We start from the raw sequence: 20241 nt of genomic DNA, 5'->3' as shown, positions 1-20241 counted from the left end.
TACCCGCTCCGTCCTCACCGTAAGGTTCCCGCATGCCAACGCACCGCCTCGAACTCCTCCCCGCCGTCGACGTCCGCGACGGCCAGGCCGTCCGCCTCGTCCACGGCGAGTCCGGCTCCGAGACGTCGTACGGCGACCCGATGGAGGCCGCCCTCGCCTGGCAGCGGGCCGGCGCCGAGTGGCTGCACCTGGTGGACCTCGACGCCGCCTTCGGCACCGGCGACAACCGCGAGCAGATCGCCCAGGTCGCCCGCGCCATGGACCTCAAGGTCGAGCTGTCCGGCGGCATCCGCGACGACGCCTCGCTCGCCGCCGCCCTCGCCACCGGCTGCACCCGCGTCAACCTCGGCACCGCCGCCCTGGAGACCCCCGAATGGGTCGCCAAGGTCATCGCCGAGCACGGCGACAAGATCGCCGTCGGCCTCGACGTCCGCGGCACCACCCTGCGCGGCCGCGGCTGGACCCGCGACGGCGGCGACCTGTACGAAACCCTCGCCCGCCTCGACTCCGAGGGCTGCGCCCGCTACGTCGTCACCGACATCGCCAAGGACGGCACCCTCCAGGGCCCCAACCTGGAGCTGCTGCGGGGCGTCTGCGCCGCGACGCCCAAGCCCGTCGTCGCCTCCGGCGGCGTTTCCTCGCTGGATGACCTGCGCGCCCTTGCGACCCTGGTACCGGAAGGTGTCGAGGGCGCCATCGTGGGCAAGGCGCTCTACGCCAAGGCGTTCACCTTGGAAGAGGCGTTGGAGGCGGTATCCGCATGACCCCACCCGATAGCTCGGCCGAGAACCCGCGCGAGAGCTCACCCGAGGTCCCGCCCGGGGCGACCACGCGGCGCGTGCAGACCGGCAGCCCCTGGGAGGAGAGCATCGGCTTCGCCCGGGCCGTCGCCGCCGGGGACCTGGTGCTCGTCTCCGGCACCATGCCGCTCGCGGAGCGCGGCGTCCTGGAGGGCGAGGGCGACCCGTACGAGCAGACGCTCGCCGCCTTCGGGCACGCCCTCGACGCGCTGAAGGAATTCGGCCTCGGCGTCGAATCGGTCATCCGCACCCGCATGTACCTCACCCACGCCCGCGACGTGGACGAGGCGGGCCGTGCCCACAAGCAGATCTTCGACGCCGTACGCCCCGCCGCGACCCTCGTCGTGGTATCCGGCTTCGTCGACTCGCGCGTGCTGGTGGAAGTCGAACTGGAAGCATTCCGAGGAGCCCGAGCGTCATGACCCTGGCGGTCCGAGTCATCCCCTGCCTGGACGTGGACAACGGCCGGGTCGTCAAGGGCGTCAACTTCCAGAACCTGCGGGACGCCGGTGACCCCGTCGAGATGGCCCGGATCTACGGCCAGGAGGGCGCCGACGAGCTGACCTTCCTCGACATCACCGCCTCCTCCGGCGACCGCGAGACCACCTACGACGTGGTGCGCCGCACCGCCGAGCAGGTCTTCATCCCGCTGACCGTGGGCGGCGGCGTCCGCACCCCCGAGGACGTCGACAAGCTGCTGCGCGCCGGAGCGGACAAGGTCGGCGTCAACACCGCCGCCATCGCCCGGCCCGACCTCATCCGCGAGATCGCCGAGCGCTTCGGCAGCCAGGTCCTCGTCCTGTCGGTCGATGCCCGCCGCTGCCCGGCCGGCACGGAGACCGCGTCCGGCTACGAGGTCACCACCCACGGCGGCCGCCGCGGCACCGGCATCGACGCCGTGGAGTGGGCCCACCGCGCGGCCGAGCTGGGCGCCGGGGAGATCCTGCTGAACTCGATGGACGCGGACGGCACCAAGGACGGCTACGACACGGCGATGATCGAGGCCGTCCGCGAGCACGTCACCATCCCCGTCATCGCCAGCGGCGGCGCGGGCAAGCTCGCCGACTTCGCCCCGGCCGTCGCGGCGGGCGCGGACGCGGTGCTGGCCGCCTCCGTCTTCCACTTCGGCGACCTGCGCATCGGCGAGGTCAAGGGCGCGCTGCGGGACGCCGGGCACCCGGTCCGCTGAGGACGTGACGCACCGCGGCGGGGGCCATCGTGGCCCCCGCCGCGGTGCGAGTCAGGGTTACGGCCGCTCGCGGTAGTGGTCGACTATCCCGCGCTTGAGAACGGCGAACTCCTCCAGCATGTCGCCCTTCTTGCCCGCCCCGAAGTCCTTCGTCCGGTAGCTGCGCTCGCCGAGGTAGGCGAGGCTGTCCCGGTCGAAGACCCACTCGGTGATGATCCCCGTCCGCTTGTCGACGCGGGCGATGCCGACCCCATGGCGGCCCGCCGCGTCCACCGCGTCATCGAGCCGCTTCACCCCGGGGATCTTCGCGGCGGCCTTGTAGAGGGCGGCGGCGGTCCGCGGCGGCATCACCGTCCCCACCAGGGAGCCGATCTGCTCGAAGACGGCCTGCGCCTTCTCCTGCCCCTCGCTCGCCTCGGTCATCCGGTCCAGCTCCTCGAGCAGGACGTCCGGGTCGGTCGGCAGGGAGGCCAGCCACTGGTACGTGGGACGGTCGATGCCCGCCGGAGACCCGCCCAGTTCGTAGGTGTTGCCGTAGCCCCCGTTCTCATAGAACTCGCCGGTCTTGTGGATCCGCTTCACCTGCTGCGACTTCCAGACCTCGAGCTTGCTCCGCGGCTCCATGGTGGAGGAGCCGTCCTCCTTCATCTCGGCCCCGGCCGTCAGGCTCTTGACGTAGACGAACTGGTCCTCGCGCACCGGCTCGACGTCCGACTTCGCCGCGGTCCCGGCGATCCGGTCGAGCAGGACGGTGGCGGTCTCGTGGGGCCGGGCGGTGGTGTCGCCGGACGCCCCGCCCCCGGTGAAGGCGACGGCCAGCACCCCGGCCAGCGCCAGCCCCGCGGCGGGCATCAGCACGGCCGGGCGCAGCAGCCGCTGCCGGGCCTTCGGGGCCGGGGCGGTGTTCCGGTCGGCGGCGGCGTCGGCGGCGTCGTCGTTGATCAGCTGCATCAAACGGTCCTTGTGGTGGAGGTACGGAGCGGAGGGCACGTCCCGCTCTCCCGGGACGGGAGGAAGCAGCCGGGCAAGTTCCTCGCACGTCGTGTTCTCGTACGCGGCGTCCTCGCGCTCGGGCCTCATCGGGGGTCCTCCTGAAACTCCTGAAACGGCACGGCCGCGAACGCGGCCTCGCCCTGTACCTCTCCGCGGCGGCGCGGCGGTTCCTGCTCTTTCTTCTTGTCCTCCGCGAGCCGCTGTTCGGCGAGCTTGCGCAGCCGGGCGCGGGCCCGGGACAGCCGCGAACGCACCGTCCCCACCGGAATCCCCATCGCCTCGGCCGCCTGCGCGTAGTCCAGCCCCGACCACACGCACAGCGCCAGCACCTCCTGCTCCCCGCGCCGCAGACGGCCGTACACCTCCCGTACGGCGGCCAGTTGGCGGGTGTCGTCGATCCGGCCCGCCGCCTCCTCCGCGAAGTCCGCCACCGGGGCGGGCGCGGGGCGGCGGGCCAGAAAGGCCAGACGGCGGCCGAGGCCCCGGTTGGCGTTGCGCGCCTTGTTCGTCGCCACGCCCAGCAGCCACGGCTTCAGCGTGCCGTCGCCCGGCTCCAGTTGCTCCCGGCCGCGCCAGGCGTCGAGGAACGTGTCCCCCATCACCTCCTCCGCGACCGACCAGTCGCCGGTCAGCCGGAAGGCGTGGTTGTAGACGCTCCGCGCATGCTCCTCGTACAGCTCCGCGAACGCCTCGCGGTCACCCGCCCGTATGCGCTCGCGCAGGCCCTCAGTCATCTCGTTTACACCTCACACCCCTGCCTCTCCGCACGAGGTGTGAGGTTCCCGTGACCTGTGCCACACAAGGGGGGTGCTCAGCCCACCCGGATCGTCGGTTCGTGACGGACGGGGAAGTTCACCGAGTTGGCGATGAAACACGACTGATGCGCGTCGTGGTGCGCCGTACGGGCGCGCTCCACCATCGCCGCGTCCGCGACGGTGACCACCGGACGCAGCACCACCTCGGTGAAGTGGCCGTTGTACCCCGCCGTCTCCTCCATGACCCCGGTGGCCTCGTCCTCATACGCCGTCACCGTCACGCCGTCGCGGGCGCAGACGGACAGATACGACAGCATGTGGCACTGCGAGAGCGCGATGACCAGGAACTCCTCCGGATTCCAGCGCTCCGGATCGCCGAGGAACGCCGGATCGGCGCTGCCCTGGAGGGTCGGCTTGCCGTCACCGATGACATCGTGCGCCCGCCCGTAGCCCCGGTATCCGCTACCGGTGCCGGTCCCGAGGTTGCCCGTCCAGCGGACGGTGGTGCGGTAAGCGTGCTGTTTTCCCATCGGTCTGCTGCTCCTCATGGCCGTGGTGGGCGCTCATGATCCCACCCCCTCCGGCCGGTCCGTGGCGAAGGCGGTGCGGAAGGCGGTCAGGGCGTCGTCGGGGTCGTCGCGGGCCCAGGCTTCGAGGGCGACGACGCCGGTGTAGCCGAGGTCGTGGAGGGCGGCGGCGATGGCGGGGTAGTGGATTTCGCCGGTGCCCGGTTCGCAGCGGCCGGGGACGTCGGCGACCTGGATCTCGCCGACGTACGGCAGGGCCTCGCGGCACAGTTCGATGAGGTTCCCCTCGCCGATCTGGGCGTGGTAGAGGTCCAGGTTCAGCCGCAGGCAGGGGCTGTCGACGGCGCGGACGAGGGCGAGGGTGTCGGCGGCGCGGGCGAAGGGGGTGCCCGGGTGATCGACGGCGAGGTTGAGGTTTTCGAGGGTGAAGACGCGTCCGGCGGCCGCGCCGAGGCCGGCGACGCGGCGCAGGGTGTCGGCGGCGGTGAGCCACATCGCGGGGGTGGTCCGGTGGACGGGGCGTACGGGCAGGCCGTGGGGGTCCAGCCCGGTGCCGTGGAGGTTGAGGCGGGGGCAGTCCAGGCGCTCGGCGACGGCGAGGGACCGACGGGCCGAGGAGAGCAGGGCGTCGATGCCGTCGGGGTCGGTGAGATCGCCGGTGAGGTAGCCGGTCATGGAGGAGAACGTGGCGCCGGTGGCGGCGAGGGCGTCGATGTCCTTGGTGGACCAGTCCCAGATCTCGACCTGGAACCCGTGGTCGGCGATGCGGCGGACCCGTTCGGCGAACGGCAGGTCGAGGTAGAGCGTTTCGGCGCTGGCGGCGAGGGTGAAGGCGCTCATGCCGTCACCTCGGCGAGCTCGACGGGGGCCGAGGTCTCGACGCTGCGGATGGCGGCCAGGGCGACGGACAGCGCCCGGCGGGCGTCGGCGCCGGTCACGGGCGGGGGCGTGCCATGGCGGACGGCGTCGGTGAAGGCGGTGAGTTCGGCGAGGTAGGCCGCGCGCAGCAGGTCCGTATCGCGCCGGGCGGTGTCGGCGTGCAGGCCCTCGGGGCCGTAGTAGGTCATGTCGCTGCTGCGGCCGCTTCCGGCGGTGACCATGCCGCCGGAGCCGAAGACCTCGGCGCGCACGTCGTAGCCGTACAGGGCGGAGAAGGACGCCTCGGCGGTGGCGATGGCGCCGTTGTCGAAGCGGATCGTCACCACGGCGGTGTCGAGGTGGCCGTCGGCCTTGGCGTCGGGGCGGATCAGGGCGTCGGCGGTGGCGTGGACGCGGACGGGGGCGGCGCCGGGGTTGAGCCAGCACAGGGTGTCGAAGTCGTGGATGAGGGTTTCCAGGAAGATCGTCCACCGGGGGATGCGGGCCGGGTCGGCGGTGAACGGGCCCGGGTCGCGGGTGAGGGAGCGCAGCAGCTGCGGGGTGCCGGTGCGGCCGTCGTCGACGGCGGCGCGGGCGGCGGCGAAACCGGGGGCGAAGCGGCGGTTGAACCCCACCTGCAGGACCACGCCCGCGTCCCGCGCGGCGGCGATGGCGCGGTCGGCGTCCGCCAGGGTCACCGCCATCGGCTTCTCCACGAACACATGCTTTCCGGCCTCGGCCGCCGCCACGACCAGGCTGGTGTGGGCCCGGGCGGGGGCGGTGATCAGCACACCGTCGATGTCGTCCCGGCCGAGGACGGCAGCGGGGTCGGTGGTGGCCGACGGGGCGCCGAGGGCGGCCGCGAGGCGTTCGGCGGCACCGGGCACCGGATCGGCGACGGCGGTCAGCGCGGCGCCGGGACGGTGCCGGGCCACGAGTCCGGCGTGGTGGGTGCCGATGCGGCCCGCGCCGATCGTGGCCAGCCGCACGGTGTCGGTGACGGTCATATGCGTAACTCCCCTGGGGCCTCGTACCGTGGGTATAACTAGTACGTTCTAGTCGCAGGACCGTAGAGCGAGGACGGGGCGCCGGTCAAGAGATCGATATGCTCGGACGCGGTCGGCCGGGACATCGGCCAGGATGGCGTTTCGGCAGGGCAGGGGTGACGGGAGTGACCGACGAGGCGGGCGGCGCGCGGCCGACCATGGCCGATGTCGCACGGGCCGCCGGTATCTCCACCGCGCTGGTCTCGATCGTGATGCGCGGCGTACCGGGCGCCAGCGACGCCACCCGCAAACGCGTGCTGAGGATCGCCGACGAGATGGGGTACGTCCCCGACCAGCGCGCCCGCAAACTGCGCCAGAGCAGTTCACGGCTGCTCGGCGTCACCTTCGAACTCCAGCAGCCCTTCCACGGCGACCTCGTGGAGCAGATCTACGCCGCAGCCGCCCGGCGCGGCTACGACGTGACGCTCAGCGCCGTGGCGCCCAGCCGTGAGGAGACCACCGCGGTGAGCGCCCTGCTGCGCGAGCGGTGCGAGGCGGCCATCCTGCTGGGCAGCGGGCTCGGTACGGAGGAGCTGGCCCGGCTGGCCGGCCGGCTGCCGACGCTGCTGGTCGCCCGCCACACCGATGTCCCCGGCGTGGGCGTCGTACGCGGCGACGACCACGCGGGCGTCGCGCTCGCCGTCGACCACCTCGCCGCCCTCGGCCACCGGCGCATCGCGCACATCGACGGGGCCGGGGCCCCCGGAAGCTCCGACCGCCGCTTCGGCTTCCTCGAGGCCATGGGGCGGCACGGGCTGCAGGACTCGGCCGAGGTGCTGACCGGCGGGCTCACCGAGACCGCGGGGGCGCAGGGCATGCGCTATCTGCTGGACCGCGAGACCCCGCCCACGGCCGTCGTCGCCTTCAACGACCGCTGCGCCACGGGCGTGCTGGACGTCCTCGGGCGGGAGGGCCGCGCGGTGCCCGGGGAGATCTCGGTGGTCGGGTACGACGACTCGCGGCTGGCCAAGTTCCCGCATGTGCGGATGACGACGGTGTCACAGGACGCGGCCCGGCTCGCGGAGGCCGCGGTGAGCGGGGCGCTGGACCTGGTGGCGGGCCGGGAGGCGGTCGAGAGCGTGTTCGCGCCCCACCTGGTGGAGCGCGCCACCACCGGCCCGGCGCCCAGGACCGCCTAGAACGTACTAGCCACCCGGCTGGAGCGGTGGGTCCTCGATGTCCTGGCGGATGAGCCACTGGACGAACGTGCGCCCCTCCGGGGTCATATGGGCCTCGCCCTCGCGCTGCAGCAGATAGTGGGCCTGGCGCAACGGCACCAGACGGTCGTGGAGCACGACGAGCCGGCCGTCGCGGACGGCGGCGCGCGCGAAGCGCTCGGGGACCAGGGCGCAGTGCAGCCCGGAGGCGGCGAACTGGGTCGCGGCCACGGTGGTGTCGAGCGTGATGGTCGCCTCCACGCCCCGCGAGGGCGGCGGGGTGTGCGGGAACAGCCGCTGCCAGAGGTCGTCGTAGCCGATGACGTGCACCCGCGGCCGGTGCTCCAGGTCGGCGGGCCCCGTCAGCGGTCCGTACGCCTCCAGATGGGCGGGGGAGCCGACCACCACGGCCTGGTCCTCGTGCAGCAGATCGGCGGTGAACCCGGCCCAGCGGCCGTTGCCGTGACGGATCTCCAGGTCCACCTCGTGCGGCGGGACCTCGTTCGCCCAGATCGCGGTCACCACCCGCAGGTCGATGTGCGGATAGCAGTCGTGGAAGTCCTGGAGGCGGGGCATCAGCCAGGTCATGGCGTACGAGACCTGCACCCGCACGGTCAGCCGGCCACGCCCGGCCGCCGGGCCGAACAGCCCGGTGGTGCCCGCCGACAGATCGTCGAACGCGCCCCGCACGATGGGCAGATACGCCTGGCCCATCGGCGTCAGCCGGATGCTGCGCGCCTGGCGCTCGAACAGCGCGATCCCCAGACGCGCCTCCAGCACCCGGATGCGCTGGCTCACCGCCGAGGACGACAGGCCCAGCTCATCGGCGGCCGCCGTGATGCTGCCGAGCCGCGCGGTCGCCTCGTAGGCCAGCAGACCGGGCAGCGGGGGGAGGGGCGTACGCACGGTCGGCGACGCTACGCGGCGCCCGGCCGGCCGGGCAAGGGCGAGCGACACATTTCGGGGGTCTCAGGCCCCTGCCGACAGGTTTGACGGGTACTTCCCGCCGCTCGGAGACTGTCGGCATGGCCTACCTCCTCCTTCTGGCCGCCATCACCGCCGAATTGATCGGCACCAGTCTCCTCAAATCCACCGCGGGCTTCTCCCGCCCCGGGCCCGCCCTGGCCTGCCTCGCCTCGTACGCGGTGGCGTGCTTCCTGCTGGCCCGGGCGATCCACGACGGGATGCAGGTCGGCGTGGGCTACGCCCTGTGGTCGGGCCTCGGCACGGCCCTCATCGTGGTGATCGGTCTGCTCTTCCTGGGCGAACCGCTCACCGCGGCGAAGGCGCTGGGCGTGGCCCTGGTGATCGGCGGCGTCGTCACGCTCAACCTCGGCAGCACCCAGTGACGGCGCGCGGCTCGGACGCCGCGGATGCTCGGAAGCCTCAGACGCCGAGCTTGGCCTCCCGCACCGCGGCCACCGCCTCCTTGTCGCCGTCCAGTTCGACCCGGGCCGCCTTCTGCCGCCCGTACAGGAACAGCGCCAGCTCGCCGGGCTCGCCGGTGCCCGTGACCACCGGGACGCCGCGATGGGCGACCGCCGTGCGGCCGTCGGGGCGCCGCAGCACCAGGCCGACCGGGGACTTGCGGCCGAACACCCGCGCGACCCGCTCGGTGCGGGACCACAGCGCGTCGGCGAAGACGGGGTCGATCTCGCGCGGCGTCCAGTCCGGCTGGGCGCGGCGGACGTCCTCGGCGTGGACGTAGAACTCCACGGTGTTGGCCGCCTCGTCCACCTGCTTCATCGCGAAGGGCGACATCCGCGGCGGGCCGGTGCGGAAGAGCCGCACCAGCTCCTCGTACGGCTTCGCGGCGAACTCGGCCTGCACCCGGGTCAGCCGCTGCGCCAGCGGCTTGATCACCAGGCCACCGGCCGCGTCGGCGCGGCGCTCGCGCACCACGAGGTGGGCCGCCAGATCGCGGGTGGTCCAGCCCTCGCACAGCGTGGGGGCGTCGGGGCCCGCGTTCTCCAAGAGATCGGCGAGGAGCAGGCGTTCGCGCTTCGCGTGAGTGGACATACCGCCCACCCTACGGCCGACGCGCGCCGCCCGCCACGAGAAGGCCCCGAAGCGCCCCGGAGTGCCCCGGAGGGCGCTACTGCGGTATGGGTTCCTTCAGCTTGGCGCCGTCCTTGCCCGTGCTCACCGTCAGCGCGCACGAGACCCGGTCCTTGCCGTGCTCCGTGTACGTGCCCAGGGCCGGGTACAGGGCGTAGTAGTAATACTCCCGGCCGTCGTTGGGGACGCTCTTCAGCCGCTTCTCGGCGTCCGCCGCGCACAGCGAGAGCGCCTTGCGCTGGAGCGCCCGCTCGGAGGCGAAGTCCCCGCTCAGCGTCTCGTTGGAGATCACCTCGCCGTCGTGCGCGCGGTCGCACGAGCGCTTCTCGATCTTCGTCACGCTGCTGTCCATCGCCGGATGGTCGAAGCAGGTGCCCGGCTTGAGCACGGCATACGGCATCCGGCTGTCGGACGAGGCGGACTCCGAGGCCTCGGGGGACGGCGGAGCCTGGTCGTCCCCGCCGCCCAGCGGCGCGCCCCGGCCCGGGTCCTCCGCACCGCCCGCCGAGGCGGACGCGGCGGCCGACGGCGAGGAGAGGGGGCGGTTCGAGGTGGGGGGCGCGCCGGCCGCCTTGTCGTCGCCGCCGTCGTCCCGCGCCCCGAAGAACGCCACCCCGGCGACCACCGCCAGGCCCACCGCCACGCCGGTCACGATCGCGGCGGTCCGGGAACGGCCGGTGCCGGGCGGCCGTCCGCCCGGGGGCGGCGGAGGCGGGGGCGGACCGAAGCCGCCGGGGAGCGCGGGCGGCCCGGGCCGGGGCGACGGCACCAGCTGCCCCGGGTCGACCGGCGGCCCGAAAGTTCCCTGCGGCTGCGACGGCTGTGCCGGCTCCTGCGGCGGCGGAGGACCGAACCCCCCGCCGTTTCCAGGCCTGTTGGGGTCGTTCGACGGCGGCGGAAACGTCATGCCCGAAGCATGCCCCATCACCCCCGTATCCCGACCATCGGGCCCGGTCCTCCCGGCAGTGCAGAATGGTCGCATGACCGGCTCCGATCGTCCCTCCGCCCTCGACCCGGCCATCGCCGCCCGCCTCAAGCGCGGCGCCGACGGCCTCGTCCCCGCCATCGCCCAGCAGTACGACACCGGCGAGGTGCTGATGCTCGGCTGGATGGACGACGAGGCGCTGCACCGCACCCTCACCACCGGCCGCTGCACCTACTGGAGCCGCAGCCGCCGGGAGTACTGGGTCAAGGGCGACACCTCGGGCCACATCCAGCTGGTCAAGTCCGTCGCGCTCGACTGCGACGGCGACACCGTGCTCGTCCGGGTGGACCAGACCGGCGCCGCCTGCCACACCGGCGACCGCACCTGCTTCGACGCCGACGTCCTCCCGCTGGGCGAGTAGCGCGCCCCGCGACCGCCGCCCTGCCCCACGATCGCCCACTAGGCTCCCCAGCCATGACCCAGGACGCTGCCACGATGGACCTCGAGACCTTCCGCAAGCTGGCGGCCGACCGCCGTGTCATCCCCGTCACCCGCAAGCTGCTCGCGGACGGCGACACCCCGGTGGGCCTCTACCGCAAACTCGCCGCCGAGCGCCCGGGCACCTTCCTGCTCGAGTCCGCCGAGAACGGCCGCTCCTGGTCCCGCTACTCCTTCGTCGGCGTCCGCAGCGCCGCCACCCTCACCGAGCGCGACGGCCGCACCCACTGGCTGGGCACCCCGCCCGTCGGCGTCCCCACCGAGGGCGACCCGCTCGCCGCTCTGCGCGCCACGGTCGAAACCCTGCACACCCCGCGTGACCTGGGCGGCCTCGTCCATCTGCCGCCCTTCACCGGTGGCATGGTCGGCTACCTCGGCTACGACGTCGTCCGCCGACTGGAGAAGATCGGCGAGCACGGGCGGGACGATCTGCGGCTCCCCGAGCTGACCATGCTGCTCACCTCGGACCTCGCCGTCCTCGACCACTGGGACGGCACGGTGCTGCTGATCGCCAACGCGATCAACCACAACGACCTCGACACCGGCGTCGACGAGGCGTACGCGGACGCGGTGGCCCGGCTCGACGCGATGGCCGCCGACCTCGTACGGCCCGTCCCCACCGACCCCACCGCCCTGCCCCCGTCCGAGGTGCCCGAGTACACCGCGCTGTGGGGCGGCCCGGACTTCATGACGGCCGTCGACGACATCAAGGAGCGCATCCGCGCGGGCGAGGCCTTCCAGGTCGTCCCCTCGCAGCGCTTCGAGACGCCCTGCTCGGCCGGCGCGCTCGACGTCTACCGGGTGCTGCGGGCCACCAACCCCAGCCCCTATATGTACCTCTTCCGCTTCGAGGGCTTCGACGTGGTGGGCTCCAGCCCCGAGGCGCTGGTCAAGGTCGAGGACGGCAGCGCCATGCTGCACCCCATCGCCGGAACCCGGCCCCGCGGCGCCACCCCGCAGGAGGACGCCGCCCTCGCCGAGGAGCTGATGGCCGACCCCAAGGAGCGGGCCGAGCACCTGATGCTGGTCGACCTCGGCCGCAACGACCTGGGGCGGGTCTGCGAGCCCGGCAGCGTCGAGGTGGTCGACTTCATGTCGGTCGAGCGCTACAGCCATGTCATGCACATCGTCTCCACCGTCACCGGCAGGCTCGCGGAGGGGCGCACCGCCTACGACGTCCTCACCGCCTGCTTCCCCGCGGGCACCCTCTCCGGCGCCCCCAAGCCGCGCGCGATGCAGATCATCGAGGAGCTGGAGCCCAGCCGTCGCGGGCTGTACGGCGGCTGCGTCGGCTACCTCGACTTCGCGGGCGACTCCGACACCGCCATCGCCATCCGCACCGCGCTGCTGCGCGACGGCACGGCCTACGTGCAGGCGGGCGCCGGTGTCGTCGCCGACTCCGACCCGACGGCCGAGGACGCGGAGTGCCGCAACAAGGCGGCGGCGGTGCTGCGCGCGGTGCACGCGGCCAACCGCCTGGGCGGCCGGCAGGGGTAGCCCCGCGCCCGCCCCCGGATGCCCCTCGGGCGGGCGTGCGTTGGGCGTGGGGGATAGTGGTAGGCGTGAGTGCAGCAGCCGTACCCCCGCCCCGGGCCGAGAACGAGCCCTCCGCCCCCGCCGCGCGCGGCCGCCGAGCGGCGCGCGGCAGCCTCGCCGTCGCGCTGCTGTGCGGTGCGCTCGGCGCGGCACTCGTCCTGCTCGCCACCAGCCGCAAGTGGGCCCAGGGCACGGCCAGCGTCGCCCAGGGCTCCCTGGCGCAGAGCGCCAACGGCGACGACATCACCGGGCTGCCCGGTGCCCTCGCCGTCGTCGGCCTCGCCGCGCTGGTGGCCGTCTTCGCCGTACGGCGCGTCGGCCGCGTCGTCGTCTCCCTGCTGCTCGCCCTCAGCGGTACGGGCATCGTCATCAGCGCCGCCCTCGGGGCCTCCGACAAGGCGGCGCTCAAGGAGAAGGCGTCCAAGGTGACCGGCGTGGCGGGCAGCGCCATCCACGACGTGACGTACACCCCCTGGCCATGGGTCGCGCTGGCGGGCGGTGTGCTGCTGCTGCTCGCGGGCGTGCTCGCGCTGGCGTACGGGCGCCACTGGCCCGCCATGTCCGGGCGGTACGAGCGGGCCGGCGCGGAGAGCGGCCGGCGCGGGCGCCGCGCCCCCGCCGCCCCCGACCCGGACCGCCCCGAGGAGCTGTGGAAGGCCCTGGACCGGGGCGAGGACCCGACGCTTTCGCGGTAGACAGCGGGTGGACAGCCGGTGGGCACCCCCGCTCAAGGGCGCTTCCGGCATCGGGGACAATGGCGTGGGAGCTTCGCCCCACGCGCCCGGACCCAGGCGCTGTGTAGAGCTACGAGGAGTATTCATGTCCAACGCCCACGGGCACACCCCGGCCGCCTGGACCGGTGTCACCATCGCCTTCATCGGCTTCTGCGTCTCCGGCGCGTTCACCGTGCTGGCGAACCCGCTCGGCTTCTGGGCGGGCATGGTCATCGCTCTCCTCGGCGGTGTCGTCACCCTGGGGATGCGCGCGGCCGGGCTCGGCGCCCCGAAGGCGAAGCCGCTGCGGATGGTGGGCGAGAAGCAGGCGCAGACCCAGGAGTGACGCGGCCCGGGCGCGGCGCGGGGCCGGTGCCGATTGACCCCTACGGGTCATCGAGCACGGCCCTGAGCTGCGCCTTCGTGGTTTCCCGGGGAGACTCGACGATGTGGTCCCCTCTCCCGCGGCGCGCCGGCTCCTCGCTCCCCTGGGCGTGCTCGCCACTGTCGTCGCCGCCTTCGGGTACGTCGGCGCCGTCGACCCCCATCAGCCCGGCCACTACCCCGTCTGCCCGCTGTTCCGGCTGACCGGCCTCTACTGCCCCGGGTGCGGCGGGCTGCGCGGCGCCCACGCCCTCGCGCACGGCGAGCTGCTGCCGGCACTGGGCGACAACGCGCTGGTCGTGGCGTGCGCGGGCGTGTTCTGCGTGGGGTGGGCGGTGTGGTGCGCCCGCGCTCTGGGGTGGCGGCGCCGCCGCGCGGCGTGGACGTGGCGGGCGTGGCACGCCTGGGCGATCGGGGGCACGGTCCTCGCCTTCACCGTCATCCGGAATTTCCCCTTCGGGGGACTACTGGCACCCTGACCCTTGTTGTGCGTGACGGTGCGTACGACCACGTGGTGGGACGCGACGTCAACCGGATGCGGGACCTCGGTCCTTTGACAGTTACCATCGCATTCGACCAGAAGCTCCATCCCCGTCCCGGAAGGGGGCCGCTCGCGTGAGTGTGCTCGACGAGATCATCGACGGTGTCCGTGCCGACCTCGCGGAGCGGCAGGCGCGCGTCACCCTCGACGAGCTCAAGGAGCGGGCGGCCAGGGCCCAGCCGGCGAAGGACGGCGTGGCGGCCCTCAAGGGCGACAGCGTCAAGGTGATCTGCGAGGTCAAGCGGTCCAGCCCGTCCAAGGGCGCGCTCGCCGCGATCGCCGACCCGGCCGCGCTCGCCGCCGACTACGAGGCGGGCGGCGCGTCGATCATCAGCGTGCTCACCGAGCAGCGGCGCTTCGGCGGATCGCTGGCCGACCTGGAGGCCGTCCGGGCCAAGGTCGACATCCCGGTGCTGCGCAAGGACTTCATCGTCACCTCCTACCAGCTGTGGGAGGCGCGGGCGTACGGCGCCGACGTGGTGCTGCTGATCGTGGCCGCGCTGCCGCAGGAGGCGCTGGTCTCGCTGATCGAGCGGGCCGAGTCGATCGGGCTGACCCCGCTGGTCGAGGTGCACGACGAGGACGAGGTCGAGCGGGCCGTGGCCGCCGGGGCGCGGCTGATCGGCGTCAACGCGCGCAACCTGAAGACGCTGGAGGTGGACCGGGGGACCTTCGCGCGGGTCGCGCCGGAGATCCCGGACCACATCGTCAAGATCGCGGAATCGGGCGTGCGCGGGCCGCACGACCTGATCGCCTACGCGAACGACGGCGCGGACGCGGTGCTGGTGGGGGAGTCCCTGGTGACGGGCCGCGACCCCAAGGGCGCGGTCGCCGATCTGGTGGCGGCGGGCGCTCACCCGGCGCTGCGGCACGGGCGGGACTGAGGATCATGGACGTGTACGCGCGCCTGGCGCGGGGGTGCCGCCCCCGGGGTTGCCGCGCACCCGCCCGGCGGGTGCGGGGGCGTCGCGTGCGCTATCACATCGGATGCGAGCCGGGACAGGTCAACGGGCGCCGATGGCGTTGAGGACGGGCTGTCGCGGGGTGCGCCGGGGTTCGTCGCCGGTGCGCTGACGGCACGTTGCCGCATGCGCTGACAGCGCGCTGCCACGGCGCCGCCGCGTCCACGCCGGCGTCCGGGCGCCCCCGCGACCCCGTCCCTTCCCGTTGCGCAGGCGGCCACCCGTCCGGTGGGCCGTTCCGTTCATCACGACTTCGCGGAGTACGTCTGATGTCCTCTGATTTCTTCATTCCGGACCCCGAGGGTCAGATCCCCAGCACCGAGGGGTATTTCGGTGCGTTCGGCGGCAAGTTCATCCCCGAGGCGCTCGTCGCCGCGGTCGATGAGGTCGCCGCGGAGTACGCCAAGGCGAAGGCCGACCCGGCCTTCGCGGCCGAGCTCGAGGATCTGCTGGTCAACTACACGGGGCGGCCCAGCGCCCTGACCGAGGTGCCGCGGTTCGCCGAGCATGCCGGGGGCGCGCGGGTCTTCCTGAAGCGGGAGGACCTGAACCACACCGGATCGCACAAGATCAACAACGTGCTGGGGCAGGCCCTGCTCACCCGGCGCATGGGCAAGACCCGGGTCATCGCCGAGACCGGCGCGGGCCAGCACGGGGTGGCCACCGCGACCGCGTGTGCGCTGTTCGGGCTCGACTGCACGATCTACATGGGCGAGGTCGACACCGAGCGGCAGGCGCTCAACGTGGCGCGGATGCGGATGCTGGGCGCCGAGGTCATCGCCGTGAAGTCGGGCAGCAGGACGCTGAAGGACGCCATCAACGAGGCGTTCCGCGACTGGGTCGCCAATGTGGACCGCACCCACTACCTGTTCGGGACCGTCGCCGGGCCGCATCCGTTCCCGGCGCTGGTGCGGGACTTCCACCGGGTGATCGGCGTGGAGGCGCGGCGGCAGATCCTGGAGCGGACCGGGCGGCTGCCGGACGCGGTGGCGGCGTGCGTGGGCGGCGGGTCGAACGCGATCGGGCTGTTCCACGCGTTCCTGCCGGACGAGAGCGTGCGCATCGTGGGGTTCGAGCCCGCCGGGCACGGCGTGGAGTCCGGTGAGCACGCCGCGACGCTGAGCCAGGGCGAGCCGGGGATTCTGCACGGGTCGCGCTCGTACGTGCTGCAGGACGAGGACGGGCAGATCACCGAGCCGTACTCGATCTCGGCCGGTCTTGACTACCCCGGCGTCGGCCCCGAGCACGCCTATCTGAAGGACGCCGGGCGGGCCGAGTACCGGGCCGTCACGGACGACCAGGCGATGCAGGCGCTGCGGCTGCTCTCGCAGACCGAGGGGATCATCCCGGCGATCGAGAGCGCGCACGCGCTGGCCGGGGCGCTGGACCTCGGGCGGGAGCTGGGCAGTGAGGGACTGGTGCTGGTGAACCTGTCCGGGCGGGGCGACAAGGACATGGACACCGCGGCGCGGTATTTCGGGCTGTACGACGAGGGAGCCAAGTGATGGCCGGGAATCTGGAGCTGCTGGGGTCCGTACTGGCCAAGGCCAAGGACGAGGGCCGCGCGGCGCTCGTCGGCTACCTGCCCGCCGGTTTCCCGACCGTGGACGGCGGCGTGGCCGCGATGACCGCCATGATCGAGGGCGGCTGCGACGTCGTCGAGGTCGGGCTGCCGCACAGCGACCCGGTGCTGGACGGGCCGGTGATCCAGACCGCGGACGACATCGCCCTCAAGGGCGGGGTGAAGATCCGCGACGTGATCCGGACGGTGGGGGAGGTGCACGCCGCTACGGGCGCGCCGATCCTGTGCATGACCTACTGGAACCCCGTCGACCGGTACGGCGTCGAGCGCTTCGCCGCGGACCTGGCGGCGGTGGGCGGCGCCGGGTGCATCCTGCCGGACCTGCCGGTCGAGGAGTCCGAGGTGTGGCGCAAGGCCGCCGAGCAGCACGGGCTGGCCACGGTCTTCGTGGTCGCGCCGAGCAGCCGGGACGAGCGGCTGGCGAAGATCACGGCGGCGGGCAGCGGCTTCGTCTACGCCGCGTCCCTGATGGGCGTCACCGGAACGAGGGAATCGGTAGGGCAGGAGGCGCGCGAGCTGGTCACGCGCACCCGTGCGACCACCGCGCTGCCGGTGTGCGTCGGGCTCGGGGTGTCCAACCCCATGCAGGCCGCCGAGGTCGCCGCGTTCGCCGACGGGGTCATCGTCGGGTCGGCCTTCGTGAAGCGGCTGCTGGACGCCGAGAGCCCGGAGGCCGGGCTGGAGGGCGTGCGCCGGCTCGCGGGCGAGCTGGCGGAGGGCGTCAGGACCGCTGGTTAGTCCCTCGTTAGAGGGAAAACGGGGCGGAGGGGCCGAGCGGTGCCCCTCCGCCTCGTTAGGCGAGGGCGTGAGCCAGAAAAACCGTGAGGGAAAGCGCAGCGCCCGGGAGCGACTGCGGGAACAGCGCGAGAAGGACAGGGCGCGCGGCAAGCGGAAGCGGACGCTCGGCGTGGCCGGGGCGGTGGTCGCCGTCCTCGCGGTGGCCGGCGGTGTGGGCGTGTTCGCGACCAAGGTGAACCAGGACTCGGGGAAGTCGGGCAGCTCCGCCGAGCCGCCCCGGGGCGCGACGGGGAAGGGCGATCTGGTCATTCCGGCCGGGAAGCGGGGCGCCCCGGCCACCCTGACCGTGTACGAGGACTTCCGCTGCCCCGGCTGCAAGCAGTTCGAGGACGCCTTCCACCGGACCGTGAACGAGCTGGAGGACCGCGGCCGGATGCGGGTGCGGTACCACCTCGTGGCCATCATCGACGGCAACCTGGGCGGCACCGGCTCGGTGCGCGCGGCGAACGCGGCCGCGTGCGCCCAGGACGCGGGCAAGTTCCGCGCGTACCACGACGTGCTGTTCAAGAACCAGCCGGAGGAGACCCGGGACGCGTACGCGAAGAACGCCAGGCTGATCCGGCTGGCGGACAAGGTGCCCGGGCTCAGCACGGCGGCGTTCAAGAAGTGTGTCGAGGACGGCCGGCACGACGGATGGGTCAGGAAGTCCCACGCCGACTTCAACCGTGCCGGTTTCGCTTCGACCCCGACCGTATTGCTCGACGGAAAGTCGATTTACGGCCCGAAAACCCCGCTGTCGCCCAACAAGCTGAAGCGGATGGTCGCCGCGGCGGCCAAGGGCTGAGACCCGTTATCCACACGTTGTGCCGGGCAGGTTGCCGCATCCGCCGCCCGGCACGGTAGCGTCGACCCTGTCATGAACCTCGCTTACATTCCCAGCCCGTCTTCCGGCGTGATCCACCTCGGTCCGATCCCGCTGCGCGGCTACGCGTTCTGCATCATCATCGGCGTTTTCGTCGCCGTCTGGCTCGGTGGGCGGCGCTGGGTCGCCCGCGGCGGCCAGGTCGGCACCGTTGCCGACATCGCCGTCTGGGCGGTGCCCTTCGGCCTGGTGGGAGGGCGGCTCTATCACGTCATCACCGACTACGAGCTGTACTTCACCGCGGGCCGGGACTGGGTCGACGCCTTCAAGATCTGGCAGGGCGGCCTGGGGATCTGGGGGGCGATCGCGCTCGGCGCGGTGGGCGCCTGGATCGGCTGCCGCCGCCGGGGCATCCCGCTCCCGGCGTACGCGGACGCGATCGCGCCCGGTATCGCCTTCGCCCAGGCGATCGGCCGCTGGGGCAACTGGTTCAACCAGGAGCTGTACGGCAAGCCGACCACCCTGCCCTGGGCGCTGAAGATCGACGCCGACCCGGCCACCGGGCGCGTCGCCGGCACGTACCACCCGACGTTCCTGTACGAGTCGCTGTGGTGCGTCGGCGTGGCGCTGCTGGTGATCTGGGCGGACCGCCGCTTCAAGCTGGGCCATGGCCGGGCGTTTGCCCTCTATGTGGCCGCCTACACCGTCGGGCGCTTCTGGACCGAATACCTGCGGGTGGACGACGCCCACCACTTCCTGGGCCTGCGGCTCAACGGCTGGACGTCCATCATCGTCTTCCTGGGCGCGGTGGCGTACCTGGTGATCTCCGCGAAGAAGGCCCCCGGCCGGGAGGCGGTCGTCGAACCCGCCGCGGTGGAGGCCGGCGCGGCGGGGGATGCCGCGGAGGCCACCGAAGCCGAGGCCGGGACCGGCGCCGGGACGAAGGCCGAGAGCGAGACGAACGCCGAGGCCGGGGCGAAGACCGAGGCCGGGGCGAAGGCCGAGAGCGAGGCACATCCCGGGGGCGGTGGCGAGGCGGAGGCTCCCGCCGAGGCGGAGGCCACCAAGAAGCCCTGACCCCTGCGCCAAGAGGCCGCCGAACCCTCGGGTTTCGGCGGCCTTTTTACGTTTCCGCAGGTCAGAAGGGTAAGTTCGGCCTTCCTTGCTGGCGCGACCAGGGATCCCGTGTCTACCTTCGAGTCATTGGGGCGCGGGCGGCAGGCTTGCGCCCGCGAAGGGAGCACGTCACCTATGTCCGTCATCGACACCATCGAGTCACCGCATATCGCCCACCGTGACAACCACACGCACCGGGATGTGAACGGCGGCTGGCTGCGCCCGGCCGTCTTCGGGGCCATGGACGGGCTGGTCTCGAACCTCGCGCTGATGACCGGCGTCGCCGGCGGGGCCGTGGACCGGCAGACCATCGTGATCACCGGGCTGGCGGGGCTCGCCGCCGGTGCGTTCTCGATGGCGGCCGGTGAGTACACCTCCGTCGCCTCCCAGCGCGAGCTGGTCGAGGCCGAGCTGGAGGTCGAGCGGCGTGAGCTGCGCAAGCACCCGGCGGACGAGATGGCGGAGCTGGCGGCGCTGTACGAGTCGCGGGGCGTGAAGCCGGCGCTGGCCCGCGAGGTGGCCGCCCAGCTGTCGAAGGACCCGGAGCAGGCGCTGGAGATACACGCCCGCGAGGAGCTGGGCGTGAACCCGGACGATCTGCCGTCGCCGCTGGTCGCCTCGGTGTCCTCGTTCGGCTCGTTCGCGCTGGGCGCGCTGCTGCCGGTGCTCCCGTACCTGCTGGGCGCGGTGGCGCTGTGGCCCGCGGTGCTGCTGGCGCTGATCGGGCTGTTCGCCTGCGGCGCGGTGGTGGCCCGGGTGACGGCCCGGCCCTGGTGGTACAGCGGGCTTCGGCAGCTCGCGCTGGGCGGCGCGGCGGCCGGTGTGACATATGCCCTCGGCACATTCTTCGGTACGGCCGTAGGCTGACCCCTCGGTCGGCCTCTCATGCGAGTGACCGCATCATTACGCTGTTACTCGGCGGTTTCGATTCCTTTACCAGCGGGCATAAAGCCGAAGCGCTCGGGCAGTGTGGCCCGTCTCGCGCCGGGGCGACGGTGGTC

24 protein-coding genes are annotated in these 20241 nt (G+C 73.0%); 16 read left to right on the top strand and 8 right to left on the bottom strand.

Features of this window, described 5'->3' with window-relative positions:
• The first annotated feature begins 32 nt into the window (after nt 1-32).
• The 3 genes from priA to hisF are packed head-to-tail and all read left to right on the top strand — an operon-like array spanning nt 33 to nt 1989.
• Nucleotides 33-764 (top strand): bifunctional 1-(5-phosphoribosyl)-5-((5-phosphoribosylamino)methylideneamino)imidazole-4-carboxamide isomerase/phosphoribosylanthranilate isomerase PriA, encoded by a 732-nt coding sequence (gene priA, locus ABZ562_RS29990; protein ID WP_055556397.1) that lies wholly within the window; start codon nt 33-35, stop codon nt 762-764.
• Complete coding sequence (locus tag ABZ562_RS29985) at nt 761-1222, top strand: RidA family protein (RefSeq protein WP_361485500.1); 462 nt, start codon at nt 761-763, stop codon at nt 1220-1222. The genes priA and ABZ562_RS29985 overlap by 4 nt, the downstream gene beginning before the upstream one ends.
• Nucleotides 1219-1989, top strand: coding sequence for an imidazole glycerol phosphate synthase subunit HisF (gene hisF / locus ABZ562_RS29980; RefSeq protein WP_361485498.1), 771 nt, complete (start codon nt 1219-1221; stop codon nt 1987-1989). The genes ABZ562_RS29985 and hisF overlap by 4 nt, the downstream gene beginning before the upstream one ends.
• A 57-nt stretch (nt 1990-2046) precedes the next feature.
• Here hisF and ABZ562_RS29975 read toward each other — a convergent pair whose 3' ends face one another.
• The 5 genes from ABZ562_RS29975 to ABZ562_RS29955 form a co-directional block, all read right to left on the bottom strand.
• Nucleotides 2047-3069 (bottom strand): CU044_5270 family protein, encoded by a 1023-nt coding sequence (locus tag ABZ562_RS29975; protein WP_361485496.1) that lies wholly within the window; start codon nt 3067-3069, stop codon nt 2047-2049.
• Complete coding sequence (locus tag ABZ562_RS29970; protein ID WP_361485494.1) at nt 3066-3716, bottom strand: RNA polymerase sigma factor; 651 nt, start codon at nt 3714-3716, stop codon at nt 3066-3068. The genes ABZ562_RS29975 and ABZ562_RS29970 overlap by 4 nt, the downstream gene beginning before the upstream one ends.
• A 77-nt stretch (nt 3717-3793) precedes the next feature.
• Complete coding sequence (locus ABZ562_RS29965) at nt 3794-4267, bottom strand: OsmC family protein (protein ID WP_361485492.1); 474 nt, start codon at nt 4265-4267, stop codon at nt 3794-3796.
• A 33-nt stretch (nt 4268-4300) separates the two neighbouring features.
• The gene (locus tag ABZ562_RS29960; RefSeq protein WP_361485490.1) at nt 4301-5104 is read right to left on the bottom strand and encodes a TIM barrel protein; all 804 of its coding nucleotides are present in this window, start codon (nt 5102-5104) and stop codon (nt 4301-4303) included.
• Complete coding sequence (locus ABZ562_RS29955) at nt 5101-6129, bottom strand: Gfo/Idh/MocA family oxidoreductase (protein WP_361485488.1); 1029 nt, start codon at nt 6127-6129, stop codon at nt 5101-5103. The genes ABZ562_RS29960 and ABZ562_RS29955 overlap by 4 nt, the downstream gene beginning before the upstream one ends.
• 164 nt (nt 6130-6293) lie before the next feature.
• Between ABZ562_RS29955 and ABZ562_RS29950 the strand changes: the two genes are divergently transcribed.
• Nucleotides 6294-7307 carry a LacI family DNA-binding transcriptional regulator gene (locus tag ABZ562_RS29950; RefSeq protein WP_361485486.1) on the top strand — a complete coding sequence of 338 codons (1014 nt, stop codon included), beginning with the start codon at nt 6294-6296 and terminating at the stop codon, nt 7305-7307.
• Between the two features lie 6 nt (nt 7308-7313).
• On the opposite strand, the gene ABZ562_RS29945 is transcribed toward ABZ562_RS29950, so the two are convergent.
• Nucleotides 7314-8231, bottom strand: coding sequence for a LysR substrate-binding domain-containing protein (locus ABZ562_RS29945; RefSeq protein WP_361485484.1), 918 nt, complete (start codon nt 8229-8231; stop codon nt 7314-7316).
• Between the two features lie 119 nt (nt 8232-8350).
• On the opposite strand from ABZ562_RS29945, the gene ABZ562_RS29940 reads away from it, so the two are divergent.
• Complete coding sequence (locus tag ABZ562_RS29940; protein WP_361485482.1) at nt 8351-8674, top strand: multidrug efflux SMR transporter; 324 nt, start codon at nt 8351-8353, stop codon at nt 8672-8674.
• Between the two features lie 37 nt (nt 8675-8711).
• On the opposite strand, the gene ABZ562_RS29935 is transcribed toward ABZ562_RS29940, so the two are convergent.
• Both ABZ562_RS29935 and ABZ562_RS29930 read right to left on the bottom strand, forming a co-directional pair.
• Complete coding sequence (locus ABZ562_RS29935; RefSeq protein WP_361485480.1) at nt 8712-9344, bottom strand: TIGR03085 family metal-binding protein; 633 nt, start codon at nt 9342-9344, stop codon at nt 8712-8714.
• A gap of 76 nt (nt 9345-9420) precedes the next feature.
• Nucleotides 9421-10290 (bottom strand): hypothetical protein, encoded by an 870-nt coding sequence (locus tag ABZ562_RS29930; protein ID WP_361485478.1) that lies wholly within the window; start codon nt 10288-10290, stop codon nt 9421-9423.
• 73 nt (nt 10291-10363) lie between these two features.
• Here ABZ562_RS29930 and hisI point away from each other — a divergent pair, with 73 nt between their 5' ends.
• The 11 genes from hisI (at nt 10364) to ABZ562_RS29875 (ending at nt 20107) form a co-directional block, all read left to right on the top strand.
• Nucleotides 10364-10729: a phosphoribosyl-AMP cyclohydrolase gene (hisI, locus tag ABZ562_RS29925; RefSeq protein WP_361485476.1), complete on the top strand. Its 366-nt coding sequence runs from the start codon at nt 10364-10366 to the stop codon at nt 10727-10729.
• A 53-nt stretch (nt 10730-10782) separates the two neighbouring features.
• Nucleotides 10783-12303 (top strand): anthranilate synthase component I, encoded by a 1521-nt coding sequence (locus ABZ562_RS29920; protein ID WP_361485474.1) that lies wholly within the window; start codon nt 10783-10785, stop codon nt 12301-12303.
• 65 nt (nt 12304-12368) lie between these two features.
• Complete coding sequence (locus tag ABZ562_RS29915) at nt 12369-13037, top strand: TIGR02234 family membrane protein (RefSeq protein WP_361485472.1); 669 nt, start codon at nt 12369-12371, stop codon at nt 13035-13037.
• Between the two features lie 124 nt (nt 13038-13161).
• A complete protein-coding gene (locus ABZ562_RS29910; RefSeq protein ID WP_361485470.1) occupies nt 13162-13401 on the top strand; it encodes an HGxxPAAW family protein in 240 nt (79 codons plus the stop codon).
• A 103-nt stretch (nt 13402-13504) separates the two neighbouring features.
• Nucleotides 13505-13918 carry a DUF2752 domain-containing protein gene (locus ABZ562_RS29905; RefSeq protein WP_361485468.1) on the top strand — a complete coding sequence of 138 codons (414 nt, stop codon included), beginning with the start codon at nt 13505-13507 and terminating at the stop codon, nt 13916-13918.
• 136 nt (nt 13919-14054) lie between these two features.
• Nucleotides 14055-14864 (top strand): indole-3-glycerol phosphate synthase TrpC, encoded by an 810-nt coding sequence (gene trpC / locus ABZ562_RS29900; protein WP_361485466.1) that lies wholly within the window; start codon nt 14055-14057, stop codon nt 14862-14864.
• Nucleotides 14865-15211: 347 nt separating this feature from the next.
• The gene (gene trpB, locus ABZ562_RS29895; RefSeq protein ID WP_361485464.1) at nt 15212-16447 is read left to right on the top strand and encodes a tryptophan synthase subunit beta; all 1236 of its coding nucleotides are present in this window, start codon (nt 15212-15214) and stop codon (nt 16445-16447) included.
• On the top strand, nt 16447-17262 hold the full coding sequence (gene trpA, locus ABZ562_RS29890) for a tryptophan synthase subunit alpha (RefSeq protein WP_361485462.1): 816 nt from the start codon (nt 16447-16449) through the stop codon (nt 17260-17262). The genes trpB and trpA overlap by 1 nt, the downstream gene beginning before the upstream one ends.
• 67 nt (nt 17263-17329) lie before the next feature.
• On the top strand, nt 17330-18106 hold the full coding sequence (locus ABZ562_RS29885) for a thioredoxin domain-containing protein (protein WP_361485460.1): 777 nt from the start codon (nt 17330-17332) through the stop codon (nt 18104-18106).
• Between the two features lie 72 nt (nt 18107-18178).
• Nucleotides 18179-19201: a prolipoprotein diacylglyceryl transferase gene (gene lgt / locus ABZ562_RS29880; protein WP_361485458.1), complete on the top strand. Its 1023-nt coding sequence runs from the start codon at nt 18179-18181 to the stop codon at nt 19199-19201.
• Between the two features lie 174 nt (nt 19202-19375).
• Nucleotides 19376-20107 carry a VIT1/CCC1 transporter family protein gene (locus tag ABZ562_RS29875; protein ID WP_361485456.1) on the top strand — a complete coding sequence of 244 codons (732 nt, stop codon included), beginning with the start codon at nt 19376-19378 and terminating at the stop codon, nt 20105-20107.
• The last annotated feature ends 134 nt before the right edge of the window (nt 20108-20241 follow it).

Source organism: Streptomyces sp. NPDC019937 (assembly GCF_040631655.1).
Taxonomy (GTDB): Bacteria; Actinomycetota; Actinomycetes; order Streptomycetales; family Streptomycetaceae; genus Streptomyces.
This window is presented reverse-complemented; position numbering and strand designations above follow the sequence as displayed.